The organism is Vibrio sp. SCSIO 43132, from assembly GCF_019904195.1.
In the GTDB taxonomy this organism is placed as follows: Bacteria; Pseudomonadota; Gammaproteobacteria; order Enterobacterales; family Vibrionaceae; genus Vibrio; species Vibrio nigripulchritudo.
The window spans coordinates 1,719,351-1,738,616 of the sequence record NZ_CP063199.1; the positions used below are offsets into that span (position 1 = coordinate 1,719,351).

19 protein-coding genes are annotated in these 19,266 nt (G+C 46.7%); 9 read left to right on the forward strand and 10 right to left on the reverse strand.

The genetic code is table 11. From position 1 onward, the window contains the following. From dctP to INR79_RS07775, 3 genes are all read right to left on the reverse strand, one after another. Window positions 1–1,053 carry a TRAP transporter substrate-binding protein DctP gene (gene dctP / locus INR79_RS07765; protein ID WP_004409232.1) on the reverse strand — a complete coding sequence of 351 codons (1,053 nt, stop codon included), beginning with the start codon at window positions 1,051–1,053 and terminating at the stop codon, window positions 1–3. 64 nt (window positions 1,054–1,117) lie between these two features. After that, window positions 1,118–2,440 (reverse strand): TRAP transporter large permease subunit, encoded by a 1,323-nt coding sequence (locus INR79_RS07770; protein WP_004409227.1) that lies wholly within the window; start codon window positions 2,438–2,440, stop codon window positions 1,118–1,120. After that, window positions 2,437–2,916 (reverse strand): TRAP transporter small permease subunit, encoded by a 480-nt coding sequence (locus tag INR79_RS07775; RefSeq protein ID WP_262415392.1) that lies wholly within the window; start codon window positions 2,914–2,916, stop codon window positions 2,437–2,439. Before INR79_RS07775 ends, INR79_RS07770 begins: the two co-directional genes overlap by 4 nt. A gap of 241 nt (window positions 2,917–3,157) precedes the next feature. Here INR79_RS07775 and INR79_RS07780 point away from each other — a divergent pair, with 241 nt between their 5' ends. After that, complete coding sequence (locus tag INR79_RS07780; protein ID WP_004409223.1) at window positions 3,158–4,072, forward strand: MurR/RpiR family transcriptional regulator; 915 nt, start codon at window positions 3,158–3,160, stop codon at window positions 4,070–4,072. A gap of 106 nt (window positions 4,073–4,178) precedes the next feature. Next, window positions 4,179–4,568, forward strand: coding sequence for a DUF2750 domain-containing protein (locus INR79_RS07785; RefSeq protein WP_022550418.1), 390 nt, complete (start codon window positions 4,179–4,181; stop codon window positions 4,566–4,568). 13 nt (window positions 4,569–4,581) lie between these two features. Here the strand turns inward: INR79_RS07785 and INR79_RS07790 are convergent, their stop codons facing one another. From INR79_RS07790 to pspF, 7 genes are all read right to left on the reverse strand, one after another. Next, entirely contained in the window at window positions 4,582–5,373 is a 792-nt protein-coding gene (locus tag INR79_RS07790; protein WP_022610520.1) for a DUF2927 domain-containing protein, read from the reverse strand. An 8-nt stretch (window positions 5,374–5,381) separates the two neighbouring features. After that, the gene (locus tag INR79_RS07795; protein WP_022550420.1) at window positions 5,382–6,164 is read right to left on the reverse strand and encodes an ATP-binding cassette domain-containing protein; all 783 of its coding nucleotides are present in this window, start codon (window positions 6,162–6,164) and stop codon (window positions 5,382–5,384) included. Beyond that, window positions 6,161–7,156: an oligopeptide/dipeptide ABC transporter ATP-binding protein gene (locus INR79_RS07800; RefSeq protein ID WP_004409215.1), complete on the reverse strand. Its 996-nt coding sequence runs from the start codon at window positions 7,154–7,156 to the stop codon at window positions 6,161–6,163. The genes INR79_RS07795 and INR79_RS07800 overlap by 4 nt, the downstream gene beginning before the upstream one ends. Then, window positions 7,156–8,043, reverse strand: coding sequence for a putrescine export ABC transporter permease SapC (gene sapC, locus INR79_RS07805; RefSeq protein WP_022550421.1), 888 nt, complete (start codon window positions 8,041–8,043; stop codon window positions 7,156–7,158). The genes INR79_RS07800 and sapC overlap by 1 nt, the downstream gene beginning before the upstream one ends. Then, window positions 8,030–8,992 (reverse strand): ABC transporter permease, encoded by a 963-nt coding sequence (locus INR79_RS07810; RefSeq protein WP_022550422.1) that lies wholly within the window; start codon window positions 8,990–8,992, stop codon window positions 8,030–8,032. Before INR79_RS07810 ends, sapC begins: the two co-directional genes overlap by 14 nt. After that, the gene (locus INR79_RS07815) at window positions 8,992–10,614 is read right to left on the reverse strand and encodes an ABC transporter substrate-binding protein (protein WP_223096710.1); all 1,623 of its coding nucleotides are present in this window, start codon (window positions 10,612–10,614) and stop codon (window positions 8,992–8,994) included. The genes INR79_RS07810 and INR79_RS07815 overlap by 1 nt, the downstream gene beginning before the upstream one ends. 144 nt (window positions 10,615–10,758) lie before the next feature. After that, a complete protein-coding gene (pspF, locus tag INR79_RS07820; RefSeq protein ID WP_022610522.1) occupies window positions 10,759–11,769 on the reverse strand; it encodes a phage shock protein operon transcriptional activator in 1,011 nt (336 codons plus the stop codon). Between the two features lie 178 nt (window positions 11,770–11,947). Here pspF and pspA point away from each other — a divergent pair, with 178 nt between their 5' ends. The 7 genes from pspA (at window position 11,948) to INR79_RS07855 (ending at window position 19,225) form a co-directional block, all read left to right on the forward strand. Next, window positions 11,948–12,619, forward strand: coding sequence for a phage shock protein PspA (gene pspA, locus INR79_RS07825; RefSeq protein ID WP_022592416.1), 672 nt, complete (start codon window positions 11,948–11,950; stop codon window positions 12,617–12,619). Window positions 12,620–12,639: 20 nt separating this feature from the next. Beyond that, the gene (gene pspB / locus INR79_RS07830; protein WP_004408366.1) at window positions 12,640–12,870 is read left to right on the forward strand and encodes an envelope stress response membrane protein PspB; all 231 of its coding nucleotides are present in this window, start codon (window positions 12,640–12,642) and stop codon (window positions 12,868–12,870) included. After that, on the forward strand, window positions 12,867–13,256 hold the full coding sequence (gene pspC, locus INR79_RS07835) for an envelope stress response membrane protein PspC (protein ID WP_004408368.1): 390 nt from the start codon (window positions 12,867–12,869) through the stop codon (window positions 13,254–13,256). The genes pspB and pspC overlap by 4 nt, the downstream gene beginning before the upstream one ends. A gap of 132 nt (window positions 13,257–13,388) precedes the next feature. After that, window positions 13,389–14,423, forward strand: a complete 1,035-nt coding sequence (locus INR79_RS07840; protein WP_004408369.1) for an efflux RND transporter periplasmic adaptor subunit — start codon at window positions 13,389–13,391, stop codon at window positions 14,421–14,423. 1 nt (window position 14,424) lies between these two features. Then, on the forward strand, window positions 14,425–15,504 hold the full coding sequence (locus INR79_RS07845) for an efflux RND transporter periplasmic adaptor subunit (RefSeq protein ID WP_223096711.1): 1,080 nt from the start codon (window positions 14,425–14,427) through the stop codon (window positions 15,502–15,504). After that, complete coding sequence (locus INR79_RS07850) at window positions 15,501–18,593, forward strand: efflux RND transporter permease subunit (RefSeq protein ID WP_223096712.1); 3,093 nt, start codon at window positions 15,501–15,503, stop codon at window positions 18,591–18,593. Before INR79_RS07845 ends, INR79_RS07850 begins: the two co-directional genes overlap by 4 nt. Window positions 18,594–18,661: 68 nt before the next feature. Beyond that, window positions 18,662–19,225 carry a DNA-3-methyladenine glycosylase I gene (locus INR79_RS07855; RefSeq protein ID WP_223096713.1) on the forward strand — a complete coding sequence of 188 codons (564 nt, stop codon included), beginning with the start codon at window positions 18,662–18,664 and terminating at the stop codon, window positions 19,223–19,225. The last annotated feature ends 41 nt before the right edge of the window (window positions 19,226–19,266 follow it).

Below are 19,266 nucleotides of genomic sequence, written 5' to 3' on the forward strand. Positions count from 1 at the left end.
TTAGCTGTAACGATATGGTTTGCCCGCTTTCTCCATATCGGCGGCGTATTTCTTGAAGATGTCCACCACGCGTTTTGTCCTTGGGCTGGTTTTGGCAATCTCATCCCAGAATTTCAGCGCTTCCTGTTCGACTGATTTCCATTCCTCATCTGGGATGGTGGTCAGTTCAAGTTTTTTGCCTTCTACACGAAGTTTAGCTTCTCCACCCCAATACCAGTGCTGGCGGTAGTAATGAGAGCTGTCCATGCAGAGACGCCATAGCGTTTTCAGGTGTTCTGGCAGGGCATCCCAACGCTCGCTGTTGGCGAAGAACGAGCCACACCACGCACCGGAAATGTTGTTGGTTAAGAAGTACTTGGTGACGTCAGCCCAGCCAACGGTGTAGTCTTCGGTAATGCCTGACCAGGCGATGCCGTCAAGCTCACCAGTTTGAATGGCAACTTCGACATCTTCCCAGGGCAAGGTGACCGGAATAACACCGAAACGAGACAGGAAGCGACCTGCTGTTGGGAAGGTAAAGACGCGTTTTCCTTTCAAATCTGACAGGCTTCGGATCGGTTTTACCGTAGCGAAGTGGCAGGGGTCCCATGCACCTGCTGACAACCAGGTGACGCCTTTCACTTCGTCATACGCTTCTTTCCAAATTTCCTTTAAACCGTATTGTTCAAACAACACAGGAACATCCAGGCTGTATCGAGTAGCGAAGGGGAAATACCCGCCGAATACAGAAATGTCTACAGGAGCGGCGATGGAGTCGTCATCACTTTGCACCGCATCGATTGTCCCTCGCTGCATAGCTCGGAAAAGCTCACCCGTAGGTACAAGCTGATCGGCGTAAAACAGTTCAATGACCATTTCGCCATTGGCGGCTTTGTTGAATGCATCCACAGCAGGTTTGATTACGTGCTCACCGAGCGCTGGACCCGCGTAGGTTTGCAAACGCCATTTGATGGTCTTTTTGCTGTTTGCAATAGCAGGTGCGCCCACAATGGCTGTTGCACTTGCGGCTGACACCGCCCCTGCTTTTTTAAGGAAATCTCTTCTACTAGACATGTTTTATTCCTCCATGGAATGTGTGTCCTTGTCCAAGTTTAAGGTTGTCACATCAGGTCGTGTTTTATTGGCCGTAGTGGTACTCCGGTAGCCACAAAGCCAGTTGTGGGAAAGCCATCACCAGAATCAGACCGAATATCATGATCAGCACAAACGGAATGATGGATAGGTAAATGTCTTTCAGGGAAATCTCGGGTGGTGCCATCGCTCGCATCAGGAAGAGGTTGTAGCCAAATGGTGGCGTCATATAGGCGATTTGACAGGTAATGGTGTAAAGCACGCCGTACCAGAGCAAGTCGAATCCCAGCGCGCCGACTAGCGGAACATAAAGCGGCGCGACAATCACCAGCATCGCAGTGTCGTCAAGGAATGTTCCCATTAGCAGATAAGAAAGCTGCATCAGAATCAGCACCTGCCAAGGTGTCAGGTTTAATCGATCAATGAAGAATCCTTCAATCGCTTTTACTGCGCCGATTCCGTCAAACACTGCACCAAAGCAAAGTGCTGCAAGAATGATCCACATAAACATGCAGCTTATGGCTAACGTTTTTCTTAACGTCTCTTCCATGACATTTCGATTAAGGCGTCTTTTGGCGATGGCGGCAATGGTCGCGGCGGTTGCACCCACGGCGGAACTTTCTACCAAGCTGGTCACGCCCATCAAAAACAACCCGGTCATGGAAACAAATATCAGAAGCGGGGTAATGCCAGCGCGTAGCAGTAGTAGTTTCTCTTTTAAGCTGACATTTCTTTCTTCTTCTGGGAGAGCTGGACCTAAATTCGGCTGCAATTTACATCGAATCACAATGTAGACGATAAAGAGAGTCGCCATCAGCAGACCGGGAAAAACACCGGCGAGCCAAAGTTGCCCAACGGGCTGGCGGGCAATCATGCCATACAGCACTAGAACCACACTCGGGGGAACCAATATTCCCAATGAACTTCCCGCCTGTATGACGCCCGTTACCATGATTTTGTCGTAACCACGTCGCAACAGCTCAGGTAATGCAATACTGGCACCAATGGCCATTCCGGCAACACTTAAACCGTTCATGGCGGAGATCACCACCATCAGACCTATGGTTCCTATCGCAAGCCCGCCATTTAATGGTCCCATCCAGACATGGAACATGCGGTATAAATCTTCTGCGATACCTGATTCAGACAGCATGTATCCCATATAGATAAACAGGGGAAGAGTAAGCAGTGGGTACCATTTCATCAGTTTGATGGCTGAACTAAAGGCGATTTCTGAGCCTCCGTCGCCCCAGAGAAGCAGAGCGGCGATCACAGCAATAGAGCCGATAACCGCAAAGACACGCTGCCCTGTAAGCAGCATCAGCATCATGGCAGAGAACATCAACATGGCGATCATTTCGTAGCTCATGAATTTGCCTCCGTTTCGCTGCCATAGATGACAGTGGCTATATCACGGATCCAGACCGCAATCGCCTGAAGCAACATAAGAAACACGCTTATGCACATGATGATTTTTATTGGCGCCATATAAGGTCGCCAAGCTGAGTAGCTGCGTTCACCGTATTCGACCGCGTAGCTGGTGCTGGATATTCCGCCATACAGCAACACGCCTAAGTAAACGAACAACATGATAACGGTGATGCTGTCTATCATGGCTTTTTTGCGGAGGCTCCAGTTACCGTATACCAAGTCCATTCGGACGTGGCTTTGCAACTGCATAGAGTAAGGTCCTCCGAGCATGTAGAACGCCACCATGACGAATTGCGCCATTTCCAACGTCCAAAGCGAAGGGTAGAAAAAGGTTTTTGAAATGGATGAGTAGAGCAATACCCCTATCATCACGAATACCAGATACATCGCAAACCGACCGATCTTTCGGTTCACTGTTTCCACTCCCTTTACAAACGCCCGAATAGGCGAGGGAAGCGAAAGGATTGGATCCTGCTCCATCAACAACTCCATGTTCACTAGACTGCTCAAGGAACGTCACTGTTCCCAGAATGTTTTCTTAGAATGATTTCAGATTATTGGTTAAATAATGATCTGTTTGTACCTATATTTACAGAAATAAAAATGCTGTCAATAAAATTACAGAAAATATTTTTTCATTTTAAGATGTCATGTTATGTTTGTTACAATGTTCTCAATAACGGTGGAGCTACAAAGCGGTATGGAGAATGTTTTGACGGTAGCGGAAAGGATTAAAGAAGGGTTTGCCACACTGACTCGGGCAGAAAGGCAGCTCGCCAATGTGATGCTGGAGAATTACCCGGCGTCCAGTCTAGGGACGGTAGTGTCTTTGTCGGAAGCCGCGAAGGTATCGACACCAACCGTGGTTCGTTTGGCGAAAAAGCTTGGCTTTGGCGGCTTTCCAGAGATGCAACGCAGCATTCATGAGGAGATAGGCGACACCCTAAAAAGCCCGATTGAAAAGCATGATTCTATTCCCAGCATCGACGAAAAGTCCCATCTTCTTGATCGTTTTGCTGATGCGGTGGTGAACAACATCCGGCAGACCGTGACTCAAATCGATGAGAAAACGTTTAACGATGTTGTGGATGCACTAAGTGACCAAAACCGCTCTCTCTATATAGTTGGTGGGCGAATCAGCCACTCTATTGCTGAATATATGTTTACTCATATGCAGGTCATTCGTGCCAACGTCACCATGGTGGAACCGAACGCCAATAGCTGGTCGCACTATGTGATTAACATGAAGCCCGGCGATACGCTGGTGGTGTTCGATATTCGCCGATACGAGAACGACATTCTCACGCTGGCGGAAATCGCCCGCAGCCGAGAAGTGAACCTGATTCTGTTTACAGATCAATGGGGGTCGCCAGTTGTGAAGCTGGCTCAGCACGTTTTTCATGCCCGAATTGAAGCGCCTTCAGCGTGGGATTCAACAGTAGCTATTACTTTTTTAGTGGAAGCCTTGGTGGAGGCGATTCAGTCTGCAACCTGGTCTGAAACCAGCAACCGAATGAAAGATCTGGAAGTGCTTCTCGATAAAGCCAAACTATTTAAAAAGTTTGTCTGAGCTGATGTCGTAGATTTGCCCAAATCGTCTGTCGCTGAGCGTGATGTCTTTGAGGATTTTGGTATAATAGTACTTCCTGCATTCCTGTCTTCTAAGAGCATTCCAAATGTCTAAACAACTCGATCAAGAACAAATTGAAACCATCAACCGTTACAACACAGAACAACGTCTGAAATACTGCATTAAAGAGGTGGTTGCCAATCGCGAGATTTGGATTTTAACCGACGAGCATGGCTGCGTTATGTTAAACACAGAAGACGAAGATTGCGTACCTGTATGGCCAAACCAAGAGTTTGCCCAAGCCTGGGCGACAGGTGATTGGGAAGAGTGTAAGCCTGAAGCGATTTCAATCAACAAATGGCACAGCCGCTGGACCTATGGTCTGGAAGACGACGAGCTTTCAGTGGTTGTCTTCCCAAATGACAACGAGGAAGGCGTCATTCTGTACCCAGAAGAATTTGACTTTGAACTAAAAAAACAGGCGAGCAAGCGCTAATAAGTCACTTAAACTAAAAGCCCATCAGTGGGTAAAGTTCTCCCTTTCTGATTTCTCGAATGGCACCTTCTAAGGTGCCATTTTGTTGGAATTCTGAAAGTATGGCTCTGACGATAGGTTGTGCTTCGTCTTTACTCATTCCCGGTTCCAGAGAAGGGTGATAGAGAATTTTAAGCAGCAGACCATCAAGAGGGGAAAGCAGATCTTCAGGAGACTCATCGTTAAAAATGGATGGGTAGACTTTTTCTGAATCGTTCGGCAAGCCCAGAAGTTGGGTAATTTCTTCCACTACACAGCCCAATAGTTTTCCTTTTGAACGAGCCTGATCAACAGGAATAATAATCCCCCCTTTAATCATTTGCCCGTCGGGTGCGGTTTCAAAATTGGCGATACAAATCGCTCGCTTTGAATGCTGGAGCGAAGGTCTTCCCAATACTCTTTCAATGTCCTCTTCCCATTCACTCAACCTTGTGTAGACCCAGATAACGTTGGCTTCTTCAGGTGTGGGAACAATTTCGATTGGGTGATTGGTGAGGTACGACAGGTGCTTTACATGCATTTGAGCCAGTTCGGTGTGAATGTCTTCGTCCGGGACTTTATGCTCCAAATAAATTTTTACGGGTTCTCGCCATTTCCTGACGTTTTGCCCGCCAGCATCGTACTCATTTTTTAAGGCGACTTCATAAAATGCTTCTTCTAGATATGCTGGATCAAGCCACCGATACTCGCTGAAGGAAGGGGAAGAAAACGTGAAAAGCACCAAACAGAGTATACAGTGATTCAGAGGATTGATGCTTTTCCACATAGGCTGCCTTAATGTGCTGGGGCTTTATTGAAGTGGCTCTCGATCAGGCGTTGTGTAATTTGATGGGATGGATTGGCTATTACTTCGTGCGTCGAGCCAGACTCAACCACGTTGCCTTCATGCATCACCATAATTTTGTCGGTAATGTGTTTTATGATTCCGATATGTTGAGAAACGAACACAAACGACACACCCATCTCTTCCTGCAACTCCAAAAGCAAATTAATGATCTGAGAACGCATCGCCATATCCAGACCATTAAGCGCCTCATCAGCAACAATTATAGACGGCTGTAGAATGAGTGCACGTGCCAGACTGACACGTTGTTTCTGTCCAGTCGCCAACATTTGAGGATAAAAGTAAGCGTGTTCAGGCAGCAGACCCACTCTCATGAGTGTCTGTTTTACGCGCTTTTTACGATCTTCCGAAGCCATACTGGTGTTACGTTTCAGTGGACCTTCTAAGATGGTGCCAATCTGCAAACGAGGATTCAGAGAGGTATTGGGATCCTGAAAAATCATGCGAATTAATTTGCAGCGAGTGGAGTAGTCTCGGTGTTCCAGTTTTTCGCCCATAACTCTTATTTCACCAGATGTTGGCTCAACAACACCTGCGAGCATTTTTGCCAGAGTCGACTTGCCAGAGCCATTCTGCCCGATAAAGCCGATAGTTTGCCCTGCTTCGAGCGTGAAACTGACGGGTTTAACCGCGTACTGCTCTTTCTTGCTAAACAGCCCCGAACGACTGATAAACGTTTTGCTTAGGTTGCTGACTTCTAACAACGCACTCATGAACGCTTCTCCGTGTTCAGAGGGAAATGACAACTGAACTTATGATTTTTCACTTTTTGAGTCTGTGGAATTTCAACACACTGGCGCTGCGCATGAGGGCACCTTGGTCCTAGTCGGCAACCAATAGGTAAGTGTTGAAGTGGAGGAATGGACCCCGGCAGAGATTGCAGTTTGGACTTGTGAGGGATCCAGTCATTGAAGTCTGGCATCGCTTGCAACAGTGCCACGGTGTAGGGGTGCTTAGGTGCATTCAGAATCTGTTTGGTTGCTGCTGATTCGACGGATTGACCGCAATACATCACGGTAATTCTGTCTGCCCACTGAGTAATGGTGGTGAGGTCGTGCCCAATCAGCAGAATAGTCGTGTTGTTCACCTGATTCATCCGGCTAAGCAGACGGAGAATCTGAGACTGAGTAATGGCGTCTAAATCGTTGGTCGGTTCGTCTGCTATCAGAACTTTGGGCTTGGTTGCGATAGCCATCGCAATCATTATTTTCTGACATTCACCGTCAGTCAGCTCATAAGGGTAGCTGCGCATCACTCGTCTGTGGTCTTTAATGCCCACTTTATGCAGCAGAGCCATTGCCTGCGTTTTACGCCATTTCCACGCCTGCCACCAGCGACCTTCGTAAGAATCACGAGGTATAGATTCAGCCAACTGTCTGCCAACTCGTTCGGAAGGGTCTAAACAGGTTGAAGGCTCCTGAAAAATCATCGCGATATCGCGCGCGATGATCCGCCTTCTTTCACGAGGTGTCAGTTGTAACAGATCAATACTGCCCAGACGCAGCCTGTCTGCAGTAACAGTCATGTTGTCTTTGGCAATACCCAGAATGGCTTTCGCAACCAGACTTTTCCCCGAACCAGATTCGCCTACCAACCCTCGGATTTCTCCTTCGTTCATGGTCAGGCTCATGCGGTCGACGGCTTTGACTTTCCCCTGCGGGGTTTCGATTTCAATCGTCAGGTGTCGAATATCAAGTAAAGGCATTATTCAATCCCCGCATTCAGTGCGCGTCGGGTCCCTTCACCAACCAAGTTAATGACAACAATGGTAAACATAATGACCAAACCGGGTAAGGTTACCGTCCAGGGAGCAGAGTAAATCAGTTCAACTGAATCGCCCAGAATTGCACCCCATTCAGTGCTCGGTGCTTGTGCGCCCAAACCCAAAAAGCCCAGTGCCGTGATGTCCAGAATTGCGACGGACAAAGCCATGGTTGCTTCGGCAGCGATGACTGGCAGCACGTTTGGAAAAATCGAGTTCCACATAAGATGGATATTTTTAGCGCCGTCGAGACGAGCAGCAGTCACGTAGTCTTTCTCGACTTCGTTATGTACCGCAACATACACAGACCGGATAAACCTTGGGATCAGTGCAAGACAAATCGCCAGCAGAATGTTGAATTCTCCAAACCCTAGAAACGCGACGAAAATAATCGCAAGAAGCAGGGAAGGGATGGACATGACGGTATCCAAAAGGTGGTTCAGGGTACTGGACACCAAGCCTTTGGTCATACCTGCAAGAATACCAATGGCACAACCGATGAGCGCAGCGATGGCTGTGATGATAATGGCTGCACCCAGAGTCAGCTGAGAGCCCTCAATCAGGCGAGAGAGAATGTCTCTGCCAAGATCATCAGTTCCCAGGAAAAATTCAACGGTACCTTCCTGGTGCCATGAAGGTGGCAGCCTAAGATTCGCTGTTTGTGCCTGTGGGTCATGAGGCGTCAGCCACGGCGAAAAAAGAGTAATCAGAAGTAGAATAACCAGACACCACAGCCCAAACATTGCCAACGTGTTACTGCGGTAGTTACTCCAGAAAAACTCAAACTGAGTTGGAATGCGTTCTTCCTGATATACATTATCTGTCAGCATACCATTCCTTCCTTACCAGCGGATTGGCGAATGCACCAATGAGGTCTGAGAGAATATTGGCGATCAGTACAAAGGTAGCCACAACCATCACACCCGCCTGAATAGCGACATAATCCTGATTCGACAATGCATCAAGAAGCCAGCGACCGATACCCGGCCAGTTAAAAATGGATTCAGTGATGATCGCAAACGTCAGCATACTGGAAAGCTGAACACCGAATTTTGGAATAATGGGTGGCAGCGCGTTACGAATAACGTGCTCAATAACAATCTCATATTTTGAAAGACCATTAATTTTGGCCGCGCGAATGTAGTTCTGCTGCATGACTTCTGCGACGGAAGCGCGCATAAGACTGATGATTTGGGTGGTCGGTGCCAGTGCCAGAACGATACACGGAAGAATCAGGTGTTCAAGTACACTTTGCAGTGCGTGCGCTTTGAGCGGGCGATCAGAGAGCAGGGCGTCGATAATCGCAAAGCCAGTCACATGATCAATTTGATACAAGAGGTCAAAACGCCCGCCAACCGGAAACCACTCCGCTGTCAGTGAGAACACGAATATCAGCATCAGGGCAATCCAGTACAAAGGCGCTGAGAATCCTGACATTGAGGTAAATGAAATCACGGTGTCGATCCATTTACCCTGACGGGTGCCAGCAACGGTTCCAATTGGAATACCAATCAAAAGGGCAATTAAAAATGCGAAAAAGCAAAGCTCAATAGTGGCAGGAAACACGACCAGAATATCATTCCAGATCGGTTCACCTCGTTCATTCTGTCCAAAGTTCAGCTGACTGATTTCGCCAATGTACTGTAACCACCCTGGAATCAAGTCTTCGAGTGCTGCTGGCGAAGTAGGATCCAGTCGCAATATACTGAAACCGACAAAAGTCAGTATAAACAAGGTGATAATAAATAGGTTCAACCGTCGAACCGTATACCGAAACATTATTCGCTCCTCTCGACGGTGTGGAATGATCGAACGTTGAATGGGCTCATTTGGAAACCAGTCAATGATTTATGGTTGGCCTGATACTGAATGCCATGAGCCAATGGAATGACTGGCATCTCCTGATTCAACAGGTTTTGTGCCTGACGGTACAAATTCAATCTATACCGAGGCTGGTTCGTTTCGCGCGACAAATCGAGCAAAAAATCAAAGTCTGGGTTACACCACATAGAAACGTTCAGCCCCGCTTTTTCAGCGTTACATGACAACAAAGGACGTAAAAAGTTGTCTGGGTCGCCAGTGCTGGCTGTCCATCCAGTCAGCAGCATATCGACATTAGGCAGGTTGGTATTCAATTCAGCCCGGTTGAACCTGTCATCCGTCAGCAAATTCAGCGTGATACCGATATCTGCAAAGCTTGCCTGAATCTGTTCAGCGGTTTTCCGAGGGCTTGGGTTGTAAGGTCTGGGTTCAAGTGGTACCCACATCGACATCTCTAACCCTTTTGAAAATCCTGCCTCTTCAAGCAATGCCAATGCGTAATTTCGATCGTACCGAATCTGAATGCTGTCTTTTTGATACGCCCAGGAGCTTGGTGGCAACAGAGTATAGGCAATCGAACCTGTACCGTAATAGACGGAATCTAAGATTACCTGGCGGTTAATGGCAAGGTTCAACGCCTTTCTCACCCGGCGATCATTGAGTGCAGGGTGTGATGTGTTCAATGCAATGAAAGACACATTCATTGCCGGCTTGGCGTGCAAGACGAGATTTTCATCGTCAATAATGATGGGTAACTGGCTGGAAACTGGAGAAGAGAGTACGTCACACTCTTTTCGAAGCAGTTTTGCTAAAGTACCTGTTCCTCGTGTAGAAATATCAAACACAACCTGCTGCATGGCTGGGACACCCTGCCAATAGCCATCGTGCTTCTTCACTCTAATCAAATCACCGGTCTGATACTCATCAAGATAGAAGGGACCAGTGCCGATTGGACGAGTGTCGAGATAGTGTTTTGTGCCATTCTTTATCAACTGGTCAGCGTATTCGCGTGAATGAATCACAGCATACGGAGTAGCAATGTTCGGAAGAAAAGTGTTGTCGGCGCGAGTCAAAGTGAACTTCACCTGATTGTCGCCAATGGCTTCGACGGATTTAACCAGACCTTTAAAATCTATTCCCTCAAACCAGGGGTAACGCCCTTGACCAAGGTAATGAAAAGGATGACTGCTGTTTAGAATTCTCTCGAAGCTGAAAACCACATCTTGCGCGGTTAGTGTGCGAGTAGGAATAAACCATGGGGTTGTTTGAAATTCTACACCTTCTCTTAGTTGGAAAAGATATTCCGTACCATCTTCATTCACGTCCCAACTGGTCGCCAGGCTGGACACTGGCTTATGAGTCTCAGGCTCTAAAGTCAGCAAGGTATTAAAAAGCTGTTGGCTTAACGCCTCTGCTGTCAGACCGCTGTCGACTTGTTGAGGATTGAAAGACGAAGGAGAACTTTGACCACAGTAGACAAAGCCTTGTTTTCTGACCGTGCTATGGTCGATGTCGTCACTGCATGCACTGAGTAGCCACGCACTGGCAACGGTAAAAGAGAAATGTAGGAACGATTTCATACAAACGAGAATTCTGGCACTTAACGAGGTAATAATGTAATTACTCACCAATACCTCTCGATCCGGCTAATCTAACATTTTTTACTTGTCAGACCAAACAATTAGTCTGAATCCAAAGGGGCAAATGAGAATCATCGCACAGGTTTATTCGGCTTGCTGACCCACAAGATTGTACTTTCTCAGCATTCCCCTTAACTGATGGTAGCTCAAGCCCAGCATTTTCGCCGCTTGTCTTTGATTATGTTTGGATTCATGAAGCACTTTGTTGAGCAAAATTAAGTCCTGCTCTTCCTGCCATTTCTTGTAGTCGATAGGGAATTGAATATCGGCAGCAGAGGAGGCGTTATGTTCAGTAGGCTCAGTTATATCTGAATGGGTTTCAGACCAGTCGTTGCCAAAAGGATTGAAGACCAGTTCATCAATTGGTTCTTCGCCAGCACCCTGCTGATATACCGCTCTCTCAATAACATTTTTAAGCTCTCGAACATTACCTGGCCATTGGTATTCAAGGAGCGAGCCGACAGCATTGGTCGTAAAGCCTACGAACATAGGCAGCGATAATTCCCGGCACATCTTAATGGCATAGTGCTCCGCCAGAAGCAGAATATCTTCTTTCCGTTGGCGTAAAGGTGGAATATGAACAACATCAAATGCCAGTCTGTCGAGCAAGTCGGCTCTGAATTCACCATTATCTGCCATTTCTGGCAGGTTGGCATTGGTTGCACAAATCAGTCGTACGTTAGCAGAGAGAGTACGAGTGCCGCCAACGCGCTCGTATTCACCGTATTCAATAACTCGAAGCAGCTTTTCCTGAACGGAAAGCGGGGCTGTGGCCAGTTCATCCATAAACAGAGAACCACCTTCCGCTCGTTCAAATCGACCTTGGTGTTTGCCTTTGGAACCTGTGAAAGATCCCGCTTCGTGACCGAACAGCTCGGAATCTATCAAACCTTCGCTTAAAGTGGAGCAGTTCATGGATACTAAAGGCTGATCCCAACGTCTGGATAGGTAATGTAAGCGCTGAGCGATCAGCTCTTTACCCGTTCCTCGTTCACCGAGTACCAGTACAGGTCTTTCAATTGGAGCAAGGCGCGATACTTTGTCCAGAACGGATAAAAAGGAAGGGGATTCACCGATGAGATTCTGCTGCTTCACGAGATTTTCCTTAGGTGTGGTAAATTTTACCAAGTGTTGGTGTGAATTATCATAGCATACTCAGTATAAAAAATGATTGCCAGCTAACTTGTTGTATTTAAAATAAATAAAAGTTGGCACGCATTGTGTATTAAAGAAACCATACCAAGTTGAACAGTCACATAACAGGAGATCAATTATGGGTATTTTCTCTCGCTTTGCGGACATCGTGAATTCAAACATCAGCGCACTTCTGGATAAAGCTGAAGATCCTGAAAAAATGATTCGACTGATCATTCAGGAAATGGAAGACACATTGGTAGAGGTTCGCACTAACTCTGCTCGTGCTATTGCAGACAAAAAAGAACTGGCTCGCCGCGTTGAATCGGTAGAGCGTCAAATTTCAGAGTGGCAAGAAAAAGCAACTCTGGCACTGACTAAACAACGTGAAGACTTGGCTCGCTCAGCGTTGATTGAAAAGCAAAAGCTGGAAGAAATGGTTGCTGGTCTTCATACAGAACAGACGCTGGTTGAAGAAACCATCGAGAAGCTTACTGGCGAAATCGGCAAACTAGAGGCGAAAATCAACGAAACACGTGCTAAGCAACAAGCGTTGGTGATTCGTCGTCAGGCTGCGGGGAACCGCCGTGATGTGCAAAAGCACCTTCATACCAGTCGCACTGCTGAGGCGATGTCAAAGTTCGAGCAATACGAGCGTAAAATTGACGAACTGGAAGCCGAAGCCGATACCTACACCTCAACAGGCCGTTCACTCGATCAAGAGTTCGCAGAACTTCAAGCTCAGGACGAGATTGAAAAAGAGCTCGCAAAATTGAAAGAGCAAATGGGTCAGAATAAAGAAGACAAGTAATTCACTAACGGAGTCTCTGTATGTCAGCAGCGTTTATCACCGCCCCACTGATTGTATTTCTAATCTTTGTGGCACCAATATGGCTAGTGCTGCACTACCGCAGCAAACGAAAAACGGCGCAAGGATTGTCAGACGAAGACTTTGAGAAACTGCAATCCCTAACGCGTCAGGCAGAAGCGATGCAGCAAAGAGTCCAGACACTGGAACGCATTCTGGATGCTGAATCGCCAAACTGGAGGCAAAATCTATGAGTAGACAGAGCCTGTATAAAGACCCTGAAAATGGAAAGCTAGCCGGCGTTTGCGCCGGTGTAGCTCAGTACTTTGGCGCAGAAACCTGGTTGGTCAGAATCTTAGTTGTTTCCGCCGCGCTATTAGGTTTCGGATTCTTTGTTGTACTGGCTTACATCGCAATGGCTTTGATGTTAGATAAGAAGCCAGTACTTATTGAGCAAAAGAAGACATCGCAGTTCGAGCACAAAGTGAAGAGTAAACCTTGGCAATCTGGTGGTACACCGTCTCAGGTGATTCATAACATTGATAGAGAATTATCTGAGCTCGAATCATCTCTTCAAAAAATGGAAGCGTATGTCACGTCAGACGCTTTCAAAGTCAACAGAGAGTTCAAGAATCTCTGATGTCAGCCAGATGTATGAATGAGTTCTGAAACAAGAAGTTAGATTTCATACATTTATCTTATTTTTAAACTGGAACGCATATCCGTTTTCATCTATGTTATTACCAAGTTTCGAAACATGGATGAACACGCTATGCGTTTCAAATTTCATTTTCTCGCGCTATCCGTAGCAACTCTGGCTGGATGCGGACGTGAGTTACCTCCTGTTCCAGAACCAGAATCCCGACCAGCAAAACTTCTTACTATCTCCCTTAGTCAACAACAACTCGTTCGAGAATTTCCTGCGACGTCTGAAGCAGGCGATAAAGCCGTATTGGCATTTCGAGTTCCGGGTCAGTTGCAGACTATTCCAGCTTTTGCCAGTCAGCGTGTAAATAAAGGCGATGTACTGGCTACACTCAATCCTGATGAATATCAGCAGCTTTTAAAGCAGGCACAAGCCAATTTTAAGCTTGCTGAAGTGCAATATTTGCGTTTTAAAAAACTGCGTAAAGACAAAGTTGTTTCTGAGCAGGATTTCGATAAAGCGGCAGCTAATCATAAAACCGCACTTGCTAGCCTTGATCAGGCTAAAGCGAACGTTTCGTATGCCACGCTTCGTGCGCCTTACAATGGAACCATTTCGATCGTTAATGCCAACAATTTTGAATTCGTCGCTGCTCAGCAGGGCGTGATGAACATTCAAACTGACCAGATTCTGAAAGTGGTTTTCCAACTGCCTGAACACCTTTTCAGGCGTTTCACCATTGGTGATGTGGTATCGGCCGAAATGAAATTTGATACCTATCACGATCGTTCTTTCCCGCTGACTTTTCAGGAGATAGATACTGAAGCCGATCCTAAAACCAACAGCTATAAAGTGACCATGGTAATGGAAAGACCGGACGATGTCGGCTTGCTTCCGGGCATGTCCGGTGTTGTTCGAGTGGAAATCCCAGAAGGTCGAGTAACCACCATTCCGCCAACAGCCATCTCTGATGAAAATGGATCAACCATGGTGTGGAAAAGGAAAGAAGATGGCAGCGTTGAACCCGTTCAGGTCGAGCTAGATGACAGCTACAAAATTGTAAGTGGGCTAGAGAACGGCGATCAAATCGTTATCTCTGGTATTTCCGGATTAAAAGAGGGCATGAAAGTTCGTGAATGGATCAAGGAGCGAGGACTGTAAAATGAATTTGAAAGTACCATTAACGCTTCTTGCTACTTCTGTTCTTTTCGGATGTGGTCAGATTGAAGTCGCACCGGATAAACCTTTGCCAAAGGTGAAGGCAATTGAGCTTGGTGAGAAGTTGCAGCAAGACCAGATGTTCTTCCCGGCCGTAGCTGAAGCCGCGGATAAATCCGCATTGAGTTTTCGCGTCTCTGGCGAAATCAGCAAACTTGTTGTGAAAGAAGGCGACAAGGTGAAGAAAGGTCAGTTGATTGCTCAACTCGACCCGACGGATTACCAGCTTAAAGTGAACAATGCTCAGGCTAAATATTCTGTCGCCGATAGCCAGTATCGCCGCTCGGAGCCTTTGGTGAAAAAAGGGTTGTTAGCTCAATCCCAATTCGACGAGCTGGCAGCACAGCGTCAAATCGCGTTAGCCGAGCTGGAGCTGGCAAAACTTCATTTGTCCTTTACTCAGTTAAAAGCTCCAATCTCCGGTGTGATTTCACGTGTGGCGGTAGATCAATTTGAAAACATTCAGGTAGGTCAGCAGATTGTGAACATTCACAGCCTTGATCAGGTGGATGTACTCATCCAAATTCCAGATCGCCTGTTCGTTGAACAACCCAAAGATATGGACGTCACCAAAATTGAGGTCATGGTTCGGGTCAAAGAAGGGGTTGAGTTTCCAGCGGCGATAAAAGAATACACCACGGAACCTGATCCAAAAACGGCCACTTACAACGTTACGTTAACCATGCCTATGCCAGATGACTGCATTATTCTCGATGGCATGGCCGTTGAAGTTGCTGCTCAGGGCAAAAACACCGGGCTTAATCTGAAGCGTGGTATCAGTATCCCTGTGGAAGCCATATTTAATGCCGATGGTGATGAGCTATCTCGCGACAATAAGTATGTCTGGGTACTTGGTGATAATGGTGAAGTTCGAAAGACGAAAGTTGAGACTGGTAAAGTCAACTTTGACGAAATTCAGATTGTGAATGGTCTTGAGCAGGGGCAGCAGATAGTGATTGCTGGTGTTGCCCGATTACGAGATGGTATGAAAGTAGAAGTGATTAGTCAGGAGGCAGGCAAATGAGTGAATCTAACCAGCCTGTAAACCCTGAAGAAAAAGGCGTAGCAGCATACTTTATCAAAAATCGTGTGATCAGTTGGATGGTGTCGCTTATCTTCCTGATTGGTGGTGTATCGGCATTCTTTGGTTTGGGAAGACTGGAAGATCCGGCGTTTACCATCAAAGATGCGATGGTTATTACCTCTTATCCTGGAGCGACACCGCTTCAGGTTGAAGAGGAAGTAACATACCCGCTTGAAAAAGCAATTCAACAGCTGACCTATGTGGATGAAGTGAATTCGACGTCTTCACGTGGATTGTCACAAATCAGTGTGACCATGAAGAGTAATTATGGTCCGGATGATTTACCGCAGATCTGGGATGAACTTCGCCGTAAAGTGAACGACATTCAGTCTCAGCTTCCGCCGGGTGTAAATCCGCCTCAGGTTATTGATGACTTTGGTGATGTGTACGGTATTTTGCTCGCGGTTACGGGTGAAGGTTATACCTACAAAGAACTGTTGGATTATGTCGATTATCTTCGACGTGAGCTGGAATTAGTTGACGGTGTTGGCAAGGTCAATGTTTCCGGTCAGCAACAAGAGCAGGTTTTCATTGAGATTTCCATGAAGCGTATGAGCACGCTGGGTATTGCACCTAACACCGTATTCAACCTGCTATCAACGCAAAACACCGTAAGTGACGCAGGTGCTATCCGGATTGGAGACGAATACATTCGAATTCAGCCAACCGGGGAATTTGAAAACGTTGATAAGTTAGGCGATTTGATTCTCACGGAAGGTGGTGCTCAAGGGCTTATCTTCTTGCGAGATGTAGCGGAAATCAAACGTGGCTATATCGATGTTCCGAAAAACATCATCACCTACAACGGTCACTTAGCACTAAACCTTGGCGTATCGTTTAGCCAGGGCGTTAACGTGGTGGAAGTGGGCGAGCGTTTTGACCGTCGTCTTGCAGAATTGAAATTCCAGCAACCAGTGGGCATCGAAATTTCTGAGATTTACAGCCAGCCGAAAGAAGTAGATAAGTCCGTAAGTGGATTTGTGGTAAGTCTTGGACAGGCTGTTGCCATTGTTATCATCGTGCTTCTGTTCTTTATGGGGTTACGCTCTGGGTTGCTGATTGGTCTCATCCTGTTGCTGACTGTACTTGGTACATTCATCTTCATGCAATACTTCGCCATTGATCTGCAGCGAATCTCGCTAGGTGCATTGGTTATTGCATTGGGTATGCTGGTGGATAACGCCATTGTTGTCGTGGAAGGGATACTCATAGGGACTCAGCGAGGGCGAACGAGACTGCAAGCTGCAACCGATATTGTCACGCAAACCAAATGGCCATTACTGGGTGCAACGGTGATTGCTGTAACGGCATTTGCGCCTATCGGGCTTTCTGATGATGCAACGGGTGAATACTGTGGAACTCTGTTTACCGTTCTTCTCATCTCACTGATGTTGAGCTGGTTTACCGCTATTTCCCTAACCCCATTCTTTGCAGATATCTTCTTCAAAGATCAGAAGTCCAAAGGCGATGATGAACACTCTGACCCATACAACGGTATGGTGTTTGTCCTTTATCGCGGGTTCCTAGAGTTCTGCATGAAGCGCGCTTGGTTAACGGTGATTGTTCTGATCGTCGCTTTGGTCGCTTCATTGTACGGTTTCACTAAAATCAAGCAGTCGTTCTTCCCGTCTTCAACGACACCAATGTTTATGGTGGATGTGTGGATGCCAGAAGGCACCGACATTCGTGCAACCAATACCAAGTTGAAAGTGCTAGCCAACTGGCTAGAAGAAAAAGAAGCGGTCGAACACATCACCACCACGGCTGGTCAGGGTCTGCAACGCTTTATGCTGACCTATGCGCCAGAAAAAGCCTATGCAGCCTACGGTGAAATTACAACGCGTGTAAGAAGCTATGAAGAACTAGAACCTCTGATGGCTGAATTCCGTGGCTACATCGAATCCAGTTTCCCTGAAATCAATTACAAACTAAAACGTATTGAGTTGGGACCAGGTGGCGGTGCAAAAATCGAGGCGCGTATTGTTGGTTCCGATCCAACTGAGCTTCGCCGAATCGCAGCCGAGGTGATTGATGTATTGAACGCCGATAATGGGGCTCATAACATCCGTCATGACTGGAGTGAACGCACTAAGGTGCTTGAGCCTGTGTTCAACGAAAGTCAGGCTCGCCGATACGGAATTACCAAGTCTGATGTCGATGAACTGCTGATGATGTCCTTCTCAGGTAAGAACATCGGTGTTTACCGCGACGGTACTACTCTGATGCCGATTGTCTCCCGTCTTCCAGAAGAAGAACGTGTGGATCTGCGCAACATCGAAGGCATGAAGATCTGGAGTCCGGCACTTGGCGAATTCATTCCATTGCAACAAGTGACTCTAGGCTACGACATTCGTTGGGAAGACCCTTTGATCGTACGTAAAGACCGCAAGCGCATGCTGACAGTCATGGCAGACCCAGATCCTCTCGGTGAAGAAACGGCATCGACGTTACAAAATCGCTTGATGGAAAAAATCGAAGCGATTGAAATGCCGTCTGGCTACTACCTTGAGTGGGGCGGGGAATATGAATCTTCCCGCGATGCTCAGGAATCTCTGTTCAAAACCATGCCTCTTGGCTATCTTTTCATGTTCCTGATCACCATCTTCCTGTTCAACTCAGTGAAAGAGCCGCTGATCGTCTGGCTGACTGTTCCATTGGCAGTAATTGGTGTTACCTGTGGTCTGCTTTTATTCGACACACCATTTGGCTTTATGGCCCTGCTCGGTTTCTTGAGTCTGTCGGGGATGTTGTTGAAAAACGGTATCGTACTGCTTGACCAGATAGAGATCGAAATGAAATCAGGCAAGGACCCTTATGTCGCCGTTGTTGACGCAGCATTAAGTCGTGTTCGTCCAGTATGCATGGCAGCGATCACGACTATCCTTGGTTTGGTTCCACTACTGCCAGATATTTTCTTTAAACCAATGGCGGTAACCATCATGTTTGGACTTGGCTTTGCGACTGTACTGACACTTATTGTCGTGCCTGTGTTGTATCGTCTTTTCCATAAGGTGAAGGTTCACAACTAGGATCAACAAACTCTAATGAACAAACCCGCCAGCTGGCGGGTTTTTTAAAGCAACAGAAGGAAGAACTTATGTCAGACACAACATGTGCATGGGCAATGAATCATGAGCTAGAAAGGGAGTATCACGATGCGGAGTGGGGCATTCCTGTTTATGATGACAAAGTTCTGTTTGAATTCATTACTCTGGAAGGGGCTCAGGCTGGATTGAGCTGGATTACCATTCTGAAAAAGCGTGAAGGCTACCGCGTTGCCTTTGAAGATTATGATATTGAGAAACTGGCGACTTTTGACGAAGAAAATGTGCCTCACATCATTGAAAATTTCGATGTGGTGAAACACAAAGGAAAGATCGCTTCAGTCTATAGCAATGCACGTGCAGCCATTGAACTGCAAAAAGAGTATGGCTCACTTTCAAAAGCACTATGGCAGTTTGTCGATGGTAAACCGCTCATCAATTGTTGGAAAACCATGGATCAGGTGCCAGTCTCGACAGAGCAGTCAAAGGCAATGAGTAAATTCTTGAAGAAGAAAGGATTTAAGTTTGTTGGCGAGACCATTTGTTATGCATTTATGCAAGCAGTAGGAATGGTGAATGACCATCTGGTTGATTGCCCGAGATATAATGTGAATTAAAAAGACCCCCAGCGAATTGCTGGGGGCTTTTTTTTTGTATT